At 47.1% G+C, this 12,942-nt stretch carries 10 protein-coding genes; 6 read left to right on the top strand and 4 right to left on the bottom strand.

Features of this window, described 5'->3' with window-relative positions:
* Nucleotides 1-6 precede the first annotated feature (6 nt).
* Nucleotides 7-1,662 carry a GMC family oxidoreductase gene (locus tag UXZ23_RS07120; protein WP_320819925.1) on the top strand — a complete coding sequence of 552 codons (1,656 nt, stop codon included), beginning with the start codon at nt 7-9 and terminating at the stop codon, nt 1,660-1,662.
* Between the two features lie 16 nt (nt 1,663-1,678).
* Here UXZ23_RS07120 and UXZ23_RS07115 read toward each other — a convergent pair whose 3' ends face one another.
* From UXZ23_RS07115 to dapC, 3 genes are all read right to left on the bottom strand, one after another.
* Nucleotides 1,679-3,292: a methyl-accepting chemotaxis protein gene (locus tag UXZ23_RS07115; RefSeq protein ID WP_320819924.1), complete on the bottom strand. Its 1,614-nt coding sequence runs from the start codon at nt 3,290-3,292 to the stop codon at nt 1,679-1,681.
* Nucleotides 3,293-3,439: 147 nt separating this feature from the next.
* Nucleotides 3,440-3,874: a SufE family protein gene (locus tag UXZ23_RS07110; protein ID WP_320819923.1), complete on the bottom strand. Its 435-nt coding sequence runs from the start codon at nt 3,872-3,874 to the stop codon at nt 3,440-3,442.
* A gap of 12 nt (nt 3,875-3,886) precedes the next feature.
* A complete protein-coding gene (dapC, locus tag UXZ23_RS07105) occupies nt 3,887-5,080 on the bottom strand; it encodes a succinyldiaminopimelate transaminase (RefSeq protein WP_320819922.1) in 1,194 nt (397 codons plus the stop codon).
* Nucleotides 5,081-5,388: 308 nt separating this feature from the next.
* On the opposite strand from dapC, the gene UXZ23_RS07100 reads away from it, so the two are divergent.
* Entirely contained in the window at nt 5,389-7,113 is a 1,725-nt protein-coding gene (locus UXZ23_RS07100) for a sensor domain-containing diguanylate cyclase (RefSeq protein WP_320819921.1), read from the top strand.
* Between the two features lie 78 nt (nt 7,114-7,191).
* On the opposite strand, the gene ilvC is transcribed toward UXZ23_RS07100, so the two are convergent.
* Nucleotides 7,192-8,682 carry a ketol-acid reductoisomerase gene (gene ilvC, locus UXZ23_RS07095; RefSeq protein ID WP_320819920.1) on the bottom strand — a complete coding sequence of 497 codons (1,491 nt, stop codon included), beginning with the start codon at nt 8,680-8,682 and terminating at the stop codon, nt 7,192-7,194.
* A 147-nt stretch (nt 8,683-8,829) separates the two neighbouring features.
* Here ilvC and ilvY point away from each other — a divergent pair, with 147 nt between their 5' ends.
* From ilvY to UXZ23_RS07075, 4 genes are all read left to right on the top strand, one after another.
* Nucleotides 8,830-9,705, top strand: a complete 876-nt coding sequence (gene ilvY, locus UXZ23_RS07090; protein ID WP_320819919.1) for an HTH-type transcriptional activator IlvY — start codon at nt 8,830-8,832, stop codon at nt 9,703-9,705.
* Nucleotides 9,706-9,809: 104 nt separating this feature from the next.
* Nucleotides 9,810-10,613 carry a CDP-diacylglycerol--serine O-phosphatidyltransferase gene (gene pssA / locus UXZ23_RS07085; RefSeq protein ID WP_320819918.1) on the top strand — a complete coding sequence of 268 codons (804 nt, stop codon included), beginning with the start codon at nt 9,810-9,812 and terminating at the stop codon, nt 10,611-10,613.
* A gap of 101 nt (nt 10,614-10,714) precedes the next feature.
* Complete coding sequence (gene msrP / locus UXZ23_RS07080; RefSeq protein ID WP_320819917.1) at nt 10,715-11,716, top strand: protein-methionine-sulfoxide reductase catalytic subunit MsrP; 1,002 nt, start codon at nt 10,715-10,717, stop codon at nt 11,714-11,716.
* 49 nt (nt 11,717-11,765) lie between these two features.
* Nucleotides 11,766-12,419, top strand: coding sequence for a protein-methionine-sulfoxide reductase heme-binding subunit MsrQ (locus UXZ23_RS07075; RefSeq protein ID WP_320819916.1), 654 nt, complete (start codon nt 11,766-11,768; stop codon nt 12,417-12,419).
* The last annotated feature ends 523 nt before the right edge of the window (nt 12,420-12,942 follow it).

The raw sequence follows: 12,942 nt of genomic DNA, 5'->3' as shown, positions 1-12,942 counted from the left end.
CTCATCATGCCTAGCAGTCCTCTCTCGCGTCGTAAATTTCTCGGCCTATCAGTGCTTACAACAGCCTCCGCTTATGGTCTAACAACTGTTAGTCTTCTTTCCGCGCAAAAAGCAGAGGCGGGATGGTTTTCAAAGCCTGAATTGGCTATCCCCGATAGCCCTAATGCTATTGCATCGCACTATCCGGCAATCGTCATCGGTAGCGGATACGGCAGTGCGGTTTCGGCATTGCGGTTGGGTGAAGCCGGGGTTGAGACGCTGATGATTGAGATGGGGATGTTGTGGGATAAGCCTGCATCAGATGACAAAATATTCACCAAAACGACAGCCCCTGACGGGCGTTCGATGTGGTTTAAAGATCGTACTGAAGCGCCGCTCGAAAATTTCTTTGGCTTAAATGTTATTAATCGCGATATTGAACAGTATCCCGGAGTGCTTGATCGTGTGCGTTACGACAATATGTCGGTTTATGTGGGTCGAGGTGTCGGCGGTGGTTCGCTAGTTAATGGCTGTATGGCGGTTACCCCGCGGCGTGATTACTTCGAGACTATTTTGCCGAATGTCTCTTCCGATGATATGTACGATATCTATTTCCCTCTGGCGAATAGCATGTTGGGTGTGAATAGTGTGACGGATGAGCTATTCGAATCTAAGTACTATCAGTTCACACGAGTAGCCCAAAAAGCGGCGAAAAATGCCGGTTTTAAAACCGCGAATGTCCCTAGCAGCTATAACTTCGAATATATGCAGCAAGAGGCCTATGGCGAAGTACCTAAGTCAGCGCTCGATGGTGAGGTTATCTACGGTAATAACGGTGGCAAGCAGAGCCTCGATAAAAACTATATTCCTGCAGCTATTGGTACGGGTCACGTGACTCTGCGCACGCTAACTAAGGTGACCAAAATAGAACAAGACGCCAATGGAGTGTATTCGTTATCGCTCGAAACGATTGATGTAACAGGTGCCGTGGTCGAAACATTACAGGTCAGCTGTAACCAACTGTTTTTAGGTGCGGGCTGTCTCGGTACGACTGAGCTTTTGGTGCGCGCGCGCGATAATGGCACATTACCGCTGCTGAATTCTGAGGTAGGTAAGGGGTGGGGCAATAACGGTAATATTATGTTTGCTTGTTCAACGCACTTTTGGAATGGCACTGGCGTCGCGCAATCAACAATGCCGGTTATGGGTATTGATAACTGGGATGATCCTGAGCATCCGGTGTTTGCAGAAATCGCTCCTTTTCCAGCCGGTATTGAAACCTGGACTAGCTTGTTTTTAGCGATTACTAAAAACCCAGAACGCGGATATTTTACCTACAATGCTGCTGCGGATAGTGTTGATTTAAATTGGGATGCGACGCAAACAGCAACTTCTTATAACGACGGTAAATGGCTGTTCGATAAGATGAACGAAGCCAATCGAACGAAATACCGTACGGGCTTGTTTGCCGATAATAAATATTACGCTGATGACTTTACCTACCACCCGTTAGGCGGCTGCTTGTTGGGTAAGGCAACCGACGATTATGGCCGGGTGAAGGGCTATGATAATTTGTATGTTGTTGATGGCTCATTAATTCCGGGGAGCGTGGGTGTTAATCCGTACGTTACGATTACCGCTCTAGCCGAACGAAATATTAAGCACATCATCGCCAACGATTGAGCGGACAAATCTCGCACTAGCTGAGTTTAAACGTTTTTACCGCGGCATATTGGTCGTCAGCCAAGCGTACTAAACCTTGGCTGATGTTGCCGGTCTCCCCAGCTTTTTCTCGACTTGTTTGGCTATGCTCCGCTACGTTACGCGAGCGTTCACGAATTTGGTCGCTGCTTTTAAGTTGTGCGGTTGCTAACACAGCAATGTGTTCGCTCTTGGTATTGAGCTCGGCAACGACCAGCTCAATCTGTTGTAAAGCAGCTCCGGCCTCGGTTGCCGTTTGAACCATAGCGTCGCTTAATTCATTCACGCTGTTTAAGCTTGCTGAGGTGCTATTTGCGCCTCCTTGAATCGCATTGACGATGGCTTGAATCTCTTGAATAGATTCACCTGTCCGGCGTGCGAGTGTTCGAACTTCATCGGCTACTACCGCAAAGCCTCTACCTTGTTCTCCTGCCCGAGCGGCTTCGATCGCGGCGTTTAATGCAAGTAAGTTGGTTTGCTCGGCAATACTGTTAATAACCAGCAGTACATCACCGATTTTTCCTGCGTCGGTTAGCAAATTCTCTGCGACTTTTGTCGCTTCACCGATACGCTCGACGGATGTGTGAATAGCATCCAATACGCGTTGAACTTGAATTCGTCCAGACTCGACTTGTTTCGTTGCGCCTTTAGTTGCTTGTTGAGATGAAACAGTGGCACTTTGAACATCTTGGGCTGCTTTTAAGACGCTAGTGACAGCCTCATCTGCGGATGCTGTCAGTGAGGTTTGTTGCTTGGCTACGCTTTCGCTTTCTTGTGCAAGTGTCTGCAAGCGGTTGGCCGTTGTACGTAAATTTTCGCTGTTATTTGCGGCTCCCATCAGGGTGTCATTGACGCTGTTAATCAGTTGGTCGAAAGATCGAGCGAGCTCACCAAGCTCATCATCGGTTTGTACATTAATCCGCTGAGTTAGATCTTTGTATTGGCCTATGGCTCTTACTCGATCTCGAATATAGCGAATAGGATGCAAGATGCGGCGGTAACTAAGCACACCCATTCCAACCATGGCTGCGATGAGAGCAGCAGCGAACAATGCGATGCCGCGCAATATGCTGTTTGTTTCATCGAACGCTTTCTGTTTGCCTGCTTGGGCTAATGCCGACTGCAGGTTGATGAGATGATCGATTAGGCTAATAGCCGGTTCGAGATTGGAGTACATATCCATATCGATATAGTTACCCATACCATAGGCTGATTGTTCTTCGATGTAGCCTTCGAGTGTAGTGATAACAGTGAAGGCTTTTTTCATCGCGTCCGAGTTGCGATTGATAGCCTCCTGTTCGTCCGCGCTCAATCGGCTCGATAGATACTGATTCCAATTTGTTTCTATTTGTTGTCTTGCGCTAGTGAGTTGTTCTTTAGCGTCGCTCCACAGCAACATTTGAGCTCGGCTTTTATGAGCGACATCGACGACGCCTGTTGTAATGCCACGTCTAGCGGTTGTTAGTGACCAGATAGGCTGCATGCGTTGGTCAAACAGCTGGGTAGCATTGCTGACGATGCTCGGCATTTGCTGCCAAACATAAAAGAAGATCATGGCCGTTAATACAACGGGCAATAGTGCCATTAAGAATAGCCGATGTTTGATGCGCATGGTTTCGTTACTGCCTCTGATTCATTGCAATGATAGAAATTACAGCAGGCAAAATGCGTTTGAATGTGAAGGTTTTGTTACGGGGAATGATTCTATAAAGGCCAGAGTCGAAGCGTCTCGTGTCTGGCCTTTTGGGTGTGCTTTACTCTAGCCAGTCTGTTGAGCTGCATCTTTAAGTTTCTGCACCATCGCCCGAATACCGTTGCCGCGAGTGGGGCTTAAGTGTTTGATTAAATCGATGCTGTCGAAGTAAGCATCAATATCAAAGGCAAGGATTTCAGCCGGAGTTTTGTTGTTGTAGGCTGCAAGCACAACGCCGAGTAAGCCTCGGACTATGTGGGCATCTGAGTCGGCTTCAATATTCATGGTTGAGCCGTTTACTTCATAGTCGATCCATACTTGGCTTTGGCAACCGCGCAGTAAAAATTCTTCTGTTTTCTTTTCATCGTTCATCGCAGGTAGCTGTTTACCCAAGTCGATGATGTATTTATAGCGCTCTTCCCAGTCGTCGAAAAAACTGAGGGTATCTACTATGTCATCAGTAGTGATATCGCTACCAAAGGGATTCGTTTGAACAGACATGAAGGCTCCTATTTATAGTGATTCAATGAAGCGACGAATACGCGCAGCCGCTTCAATACACTCGGTTGTTTCTGCGACAAGTGCCATACGAATACGACCCGCGCCCGGGTTAATGCCATCAACAGTGCGCGATAGATAAGATCCCGGTAAAACAGTGACATTTTGCTGGGCAAATAATTGCTGGGCAAATTCTTCTTCGTTAATCGAAGTCTTCGGCCACAAATAGAAGCTCGCATCGGTTTGTTTTACATCAAGTACCGGCTGTAAGGTTTCTAACACGCCGCGGAATTTTTGAGTGTATTGCGCGCGGTTATCGATCACATGTTGTTCGTCACCCCATGCCGTAATGCTAGCAAGTTGTGTGTGCACAGACATAGCACAGCCGTGGTAAGTGCGATAAAGCAAGAATGGCTTCAGCAGGTCAGCATCTCCGGCAATAAAGCCTGAGCGCAAGCCCGGTAAATTAGAACGCTTAGATAGTGAGTGAAATACGACGCAGCGTTTAAAGTTGTGACGGCCTAATTTTGCGCAGGCTTCTAGTAAGCCTATTGGTGCTGCGTGGCCTTCAACATAGATTTCTGAGTAGCACTCGTCGCTCGCTAAAATGAAATCGTGTTCGTCTGCCAGTGCGATGAGTTCTTTGAATTGCTCGAACGATAAGGTTGCACCGGTTGGATTGCCTGGGGTACAGACAAACAGAATTTGGCAGTCTTTCCATACACTGGCAGGTACGGCTGCATAATCAGGATTAAAGCCGTTTTCTTCTAAGCAGGGCAGAAAGTGCGGTTGTGCACCAGATAGATAGGCCGCGCCTTCATATATTTGATAAAACGGATTAGGGCAGACAACCAATGGATTCGATTTGGTGCGGTCAACGGCTGCTTGAGTAAAGGCAAAAATAGCTTCACGAGTTCCGTTCACCGGAATAACTTGGGTTGCGGCATCAACGGGTTGTAAATCAAACCGCTTGGTTAACCAGTTGGCGATGGCTTGGTTAAGTTCAGGTAGACCTTTTGTGGTCGGATAATTTTCCACGCGTTGCAGCTCAGTGCGCAGAGTATCCAACACAAACGCTGGTGCTGGATGCTTCGGCTCGCCGATGGATAGAGCAATGTGTTCCAGATCGGAAGGTGGTGTAACCGCACCTTTCAGCTTGGCCAGTTTTTCAAAGGGATAGGGCTGGAGTTTGCTTAGATCAGGATTCATACCGCTTCCGAGGTTCTTGTTGTAAATGCCGCATTATACCAGCTTGTTTATCGACTGCTCGGGAGAAATCGCCGTAGATAGTGTATCCAGTTATAATGGCCGGAATTGATATAAGGATGGTGGCAAGTATGTTCGGTGTTTTCGATGCGATGTTTTGAATAATGGACTCAAAATTTGCATATATGCAGACGTTAGGCACCAAATTTATACGATTTTTAGTACTAATACTCTTTTCTTGTTTAGCACTGCCGAGTGTTTCATCGGGGCAGGACGCGACACCTCCGCAACTTGCGGCAGAAAATGGGCATATGGATTTGGGTGTCATTGATTGGTCAAACCATCTTATCCGTCTCGACGGCGATTGGTCTTTGATTTGGGGCAGTTTAGTTTCCCCTGAGCAATGGCATTCGGGTATCGCGCTTGTCTCATACCTACCCCATAGCTGGAGCAGCATGCTGGGCAGTTCTTCTGATATGCCCGGACAAGGAGTGGCTTCTTATCGCTTAAAGTTATCAGGTCTTTCAGATCGCGAGCGCATGGGGCTCTACATTCCCGAGATCTCGACCGCATTTCGCCTCTTCGCAAATCATCAACTTGTGGCAAGCGGCGGGATTGTTTCAGAAAACTTAGATGAAATAGAGGCCTACAGCGGCGACCAGTGGGCGTTATTGCCAGCGTCAGTTGGTGGACAGGTAACGCTGGTTTTACAAGTTGCTAACGCCAAGCATTTTAGTGGTGGCGCTTGGCAAAGTTTGACACTCGGTAAGGCTTCAAATATCGCTGAACGATTTAATCGTATGTTGGTTTATGAGGGTGTGGTAGCTGGTTTAATGCTGATAATGGCATTGCTGCTGTTGCTTGAATTCGCTGTCGATACTCGAGACCGTGCAGGCATGTGGCTGGGTCTATTTGCCTGCGTGCTAGGCTTGCGAATTAGTATTTCTTCGCATGGTGCACTGTATTGGTTATTTGATTTTAACTTTCCTTGGGAATGGCATATCCGCTTGGTGTATATCACTATGCTGTTAACCCCAGTGTTCTTTTTTGGTTGGTTGCGAAGCTGCTATCCACGCGATATTCATCGTCGCACGTTAATTATTTTATCCATCCCTTATCTGACTTCTGCGTTACTTTGTTTGGCGCTTGAGATCGCTTGGTTTACTGCACTCCTTCATGTTTTTAGCTTACTTATTTTGGCCAGCGTTTTAATCGGTAGTGGCTGGTTATTGCGGGCGCTGGTGCGTAAGCGTAAGGGTGCTTGTTTTTTAACATTGGGATTGTTGTGCCCTGCAGTGGCCGTTGTGCATGATGTATTGCTAGTTAATCGCGAGGTGCAAGGTGAGCCTTGGATGTACGGTGGCTTAGTTGTGTTTGTACTGGCTCAGTCGATTAATTTTTTGATGTTTCGAGTGTGGCAGCGGCGTCAAATAGAATCATTGAGTCGCCTACTAACCCAAGCGAATAGAGAACTTGAAATACGAGTGAGTGAGCGCACTCAAGACTTAAAAGACAAAGCAGAAGCTCTGCAAAACGCCAATGCGCAGTTACAGGTATTGGCGAATATTGATGCGCTTACCGGCTTATTGAATCGGCGTGCTTTTATTGAGCAAATGAAACAGCTAACGGGTCTGCATTCGCAGGTAGCTATGTTGTGGATTGATCTGGATAAGTTCAAAGAAGTGAATGATAACTTCGGACATGCTGCGGGTGACGAAGTATTGCGTCAGTTCGGATCGTTATTACGTAGTTTGCGTCGCGGCCAAGACCACATGGGGCGTTTGGGCGGAGAGGAATTTGCTTTATTGCTGGTCGACTGTGACCTTGATGGTGCGCAGCGTTTTGTGCAGCGCTTATTTGAGTGCTTAAAGGATTTACAGTTTACCGAATGGCCGGAAATTGAAGCTGTCACCGCAAGCGTTGGTATTTCTGTTGGCTCACTACGACATGACCGCTGGGAGGAATTAATGAGTGCTGCGGATCATGCCATGTATGAGGTTAAGCACAGCGGCCGTAATGGTTTTCGCGTTGCTTAATCGCAAATTGATGATGCATTACCCATAAAAAAGCCCTATCGATTGCTCGGTAGGGCTTTTGCGCAGCTGCAGGAGGTCTTAGTTAGACGCTTCTACAATCGCTTTCATGTCTGTCATGTAGCCACGAAGTTCTTGACCAATCCACTCAACTGGGTGGTTACGGATTAATTCGTTCACTTCAATCAAGCGCTTGTTGTCGACCGAGTTAGATTTGTTTTTCAAACCCTTACCGATAACGTCGGTGCTGATGTGCGGCATGAACTTCTCGCGCAACAGTGGCACTGCAGCGTGAGAGAATAGGTAGTTACCGTATTCAGCCGTGTCAGAAATAACCACGTTCATTTCGTACAGTTTACGACGCGCGATGGTGTTAGCGATTAACGGAGTTTCGTGTAGAGACTCGTAGTACGCAGACTCTTCAACGATGCCGCTTTCAACCATAGATTCAAACGCTAGTTCAACACCGGCTTTGATCATGGCAACCAATAAAATGCCGTGGTCGAAGTATTCTTGTTCGTCGATAGCAACGTCAGATGCTGGTGCTTTTTCAAAGCCAGTTGCTAACGTTTCTTCACGCCAAGTGAGTAGGTTTTTATCATCGTTCGCCCAGTCAGCCATCATAGTGCTAGAGAATTCACCGCTGATGATGTCTGCTTGATGCTTGCGGAACAACGGACGCATCAATTCTTTCAGTTCTTCAGCCATATCGAAGGCCAAAATTTTAGCTGGGTTAGATAGACGATCCATCATGTTAGTGATGCCGCCGTACTTCAGCGCTTCAGTTACAGTTTCCCAGCCGTACTGGATCAACTTAGCTGCGTAGCCTTCGTCGATACCATCTTCAACCATTTTCTCGAAGCCAAGGATGGCGCCAGTTTGCAGCATGCCGCAAAGGATGGTTTGTTCGCCCATTAAGTCAGACTTAACTTCAGCAACAAAAGATGATTCCAAACAGCCTGCACGATGACCGCCAGTACCAGCAGCCCATGCTTTAGCGATATCCCAGCCTTCACCTTTTGGATCGTTTTCTGGGTGAACAGCGATCAATGTAGGAACGCCGAAGCCACGCTTATATTCTTCACGAACTTCTGAACCTGGGCACTTAGGAGCAACCATTACAACGGGTAGGTCGGCACGGATTTGCATGCCTTCTTCAACGATGTTGAAGCCGTGGCTGTAACCTAAGCAAGCGCCTTGTTTCATCATAGGCATTACTGTCGTAACAACGTCAGTGTGTTGCTTGTCTGGGGTTAGGTTAACCAGCAAATCAGCTTGCGGAACCAATTCTTCGTAAGTGCCAACAGTGAAGCCGTTGTCTGTGGCGTTCTTCCAAGACTGACGCTTTTCAGCAATAGCAGCAGCACGCAGAGTGTAAGAAACGTCTAAGCCAGAGTCGCGCATGTTCAAACCTTGGTTTAAACCTTGAGCACCACAACCGATGATGACGATTTTTTTGCCTTTCAGAAATTCTGCTTCTGAAGCGAATTCTGAACGGTCCATAAAACGACAGCGACCAAGCTGATCCAGCTTTTCGCGTAGGTTTAGAGTGTTGAAGTAGTTATTACCCATGCTCTATCTCCTTAATAAGTGAATGTTTAGCAAGTTTGCGCGGAATGATAGGGGAAGAATCGCGTTGCGTAAAATGCTATATTTGCGTTATCACGTTGCATTTTTTGCAATGCGTGAGGTGCAATTATTCGCGAGCCGAGAATTAATATGGATTACAAAGACTTGCAGGTGTTTATTACCATTGCTGCGCAGCAAAATCTCGGGCGCGCCAGCCAACAGCTACATGCTAGCCCGTCAACCTTGAGTCGGCGCTTGGCGCGCATGGAGCAAGAAGCCGGTGCCATTTTGTTTAAGCGCGATGCGCAGCCGCTGGTATTAACCCCAGCAGGCGAATTGCTTCGTCAGCACGCGGAGCAAACGTTAGCGGCTTGGGATGCGCTACGCGCCGCCGTGAATACCGAAGTCAGTGATATGACGGGTTCTATCACCTTATATTGCTCGGTCACGGCGAGCTATAGTTTCCTTGCTGACTTATTAACGCGTTTTCGGGAGCGCTATCCTAAGGTGGATTTGCGTATTCACACGGGGGATGCGGCAGAATCGATTCCTCGGGTTGAGTCAGGTGATGCTGATGTGGTGATTGCCGCTCGTCCCGAACAGCTATCCTCAGGGCTAACCTTTAAAACCATTACACCGTCACCTCTACTATTTATTGCGCCGCGCTCGCTCGGGACTGTACCGCAAATTACTCAGGCAGAGATTGATTGGTCTGCGGTGCCTATGGTGTTATCTGAGTCGGGTTTGGCGCGTACCCGTGTGAACCATTGGTTTGATGCCCGTGGAGTAAAGCCTCATATCTATGCGCAAGTATCCGGCAATGAGGCGATTGTGAGTATGGTGGCACTCGGTGTTGGTGTTGGTGTCGTTCCAGAATTGGTGCTTCATAATAGTCCGATGGCGAGTCGAGTTCGGATTTTGAACGTTCAGCCTGAGCTAGAGCCGTTCGCAGTAGGACTTTGTGCACAAAGTCAGCGATTACAGGAACCATTGCTGCAAGCCTTGTGGCAAACTGCAACTCGCTAGCGAGTCTGGTTATTTCTAAAAATAGGCTGGCGATGGCTCCTTTGCGGCTAATAGCTCATAATAGTGGCTAGTCTTAATATGAGCCTCGATTTGAGAGAGTCTCCATGAATCACGAAGAGCATAAGGTTGTGTCCTTGATTAACAACGACGACAGTAATGAAAATACAACGGAAACGCCTCTGCAACCGGTAAAACGGGATCGCAAAGGCATCTATTTATTACCAAATTTATTTACTACCGGCGCTTTGTTTTCTGGCTTCTATGCCGTAGTTGCCGGAATGAACGGTCATTTTGAGAATGCAGCGATTGCAATTTTTGTTGCGATGATTCTCGATGGCCTCGACGGACGCGTTGCGCGTTTAACTAATACGCAAAGCGATTTTGGCGCTGAGTACGATAGCTTAGCGGATATGGTGTCATTTGGTGTAGCGCCAGCTCTCGTTGCTTTTAGTTGGGCATTACAAGATCTCGGTAAAGTCGGTTGGGTTGCGGCTTTTGTATATTGTGCAGGCGCGGCATTGCGCCTTGCTCGTTTCAATACGCAGCTAGCGGTAGCGGATAAGAATTTCTTCACCGGGTTAGCGAGTCCAGCAGCGGCGGCTATTGTTGCAGGTACCGTATGGGTATTTAGTGAATCTGGCATGCCTGGTCGTGATATCGCGTGGTTAATGGCGGTTGTCGTACCTATTGCAGGATTGCTCATGGTTAGTAACCTTCGCTATCACAGCTTTAAAGGGCTTGATTTGCGCGGCAAGGTGCCATTCGTTGCGATGCTTGCGGTAGTGTTTGTCTTTGTTATCGTTTCTATTGATCCGGCTAAAGTTTTACTGGGTGTTTTTGTTGTATATGCGTTATCCGGACCATGTTACGAGGGATGGACGAAGTTGAAAGAGCGGAGAAACCGTTAATTTAGCAATTGGGTTGTAAGAAATAGGGAACCCTACCGACTGAATAGTTATCTCTCTACATATTATAGGCCGCAGTAGCGGCCTTAAATTTAGGAATACTTATGATTATTCAGCAACGTAAAGCGAACGACATCCTTCCTTCCGAAATAACGCCGAAATCGACTTATCTTAATCGCCGTAAGTTTATGACGGGGGCTTTAACATCTGCTGCAGCACTAGCGACATCCCCTGTGTTGGCAATCCAATCGGCTGAAGGAAAACCCGCACTATCCAGCCCAAATGAATTGCAAAAACAAATTCTTGCTGCGTCCGAAACCGCTTGGGGTAAAGACGAGACGCTTTCACCTTACAGTGCCGTGACTCAGTACAATAACTTCTATGAATTTGGTACAGGTAAAACAGATCCTTCACGTTATGCCGACGATTTTAAGACCGACGGCTGGAAGGTAGAGATTGGTGGTGAATGCGAAGTGAAGGGGCAGTTCACCCTTGAAGATATTCTTAAGCCGATGGATCTAGAAGAACGTATCTATCGCTTACGCTGTGTCGAAGCTTGGTCGATGGTTATTCCTTGGGTTGGCTTCCCTCTGGCTGAATTGTTGAAACGCTTTAAGCCTTTATCTTCGGCTAAGTATGTCGAATTCACCACCATTGAAGATCCGAAACAAATGCCGGGTCAGCGCTCAGTGTTTTCAACCATCGATTGGCCATATAAAGAAGGGCTGCGTATGGATGAAGCCATGCATCCTTTAACTCTTATGGCAGTCGGCTTATATGGTGAAATCCTGCCCAATCAAAATGGTGCACCTTTGCGTTTGGTTGTGCCATGGAAGTACGGCTTTAAAAGCATTAAGTCTATCGTGGCAATTCGCTTTGTTGAGGAGGTGCCGAGTACGACTTGGAATGACCTTGCCCCACAAGAATACGGCTTCTACGCCAACGTAAATCCCAAGGTCGATCATCCGCGCTGGAGTCAGGCTTCCGAGCGGCGCTTGCCGAATGGATTGTTTAGCGCTAATCGTATTCCGACGCAGATGTTTAATGGCTACGCCAGTGAGGTCGAAGGCCTCTACAGCGAAATGGACTTGCGCCGCTTCTATTAAAACATGATAGAAAGCGGCTATTCGTCTCCATTAAAATTCAAGGAAAGGTATGTCCATTCTTACCGCTATCTCTAATAAGATAACGTCGGTGCCTGTGCTTTGGCGTCGATTTACAATTACTGGTCTCTCAGCGCTGCCGGCAATCTACATTTTGCAGTTAGTTGTTCGTATTCAAACGGGAGAGTGGGATTTACTCGGTCCTGAACCAGGCAAGGCATTGGTATGGCTAACAGGAACGTGGGCATTTAACTTTCTATTGATCGCTCTAGCGGTCACGCCTTTATATAGGCTACTAAACCAACGTTGGGTTTTGGTTCATCGTCGCATGGTCGGGCTTTGGGCATTTCTCTATACAAGTTTGCACGCACTGGCCTATGCAACTTTCTTGTTGCAGTGGCAATGGGCCGATATCACGAGTGAAATAGTAAAACGTCCTTATCTACTATTAGGGACCGGCGCGTGGATGATATTGCTAGCACTGGCCCTAACCTCAACTCGCTGGGCGCAAAAATCCCTAGGTAAGCGCTGGAAGACCTTGCACAAGCTAGTGTATTTCGCAGCGTTACTGGCATCCGTTCACTATTTGCTACAAATCCGTGCTGGTTGGTTTGAGCCTGTGCTCTACACTGTTTTGACGCTTGTGGTTTTATTAGTCCGAAATCGCCGTTTTGAGGGCTTCTGGAAGAAAAGTGACAAAATGTGAAGAAAGCCGTTGACGGCAGAACTGAGGTCTCTATAATGCGCACCTCTTGATCGCTACGGCGCTTAAGCGGGAGCGAAAACTCCTTATTTTTCAAAGACTTAGTAATTTCTTTTGGTTTTTAAGTCTTCGAAAAGTTTCTCAAGAAAGGTGTTGACGAAAGTCAAAATTAGCGTAAGATTCGCAGCCTATTTTGAGAGAGTGACACCTTCGGGTAGATCTCTAAAGTCTTGTAAGCCCTTGATTTTAAACGAAATTTTAAAATAAAAAGCTTGCAAGGTAGATTAAAAGTGCGGTAGAATGCACTCGCAGATGAAAGCCTTCCGGTTTGAGTTTGCAGTTGATTTGTTGGCTTGATCCTTGTTGAAATGATTAAGAAAATAGATTGACAAACAAAGCTGCTAATGTAGAATTCGCAGCCCGCTTTGAGAGAATCAAGGCAACGTTCTTTAAAAATTCAGCATTAAGTAATTCGTGTGGGTGCTTACTGAGATGTTCTGGAGACAGAAGATCATCAAGTAAGAAC

The sequence above is a fragment of the Thalassolituus sp. genome, assembly GCF_034111725.1.
Lineage (GTDB): Bacteria > Pseudomonadota > Gammaproteobacteria > Pseudomonadales > Oceanobacteraceae > Thalassolituus.
Note: the sequence above shows the minus strand (reverse complement) of the source record. Positions and strands in the feature narration are given on the sequence as shown.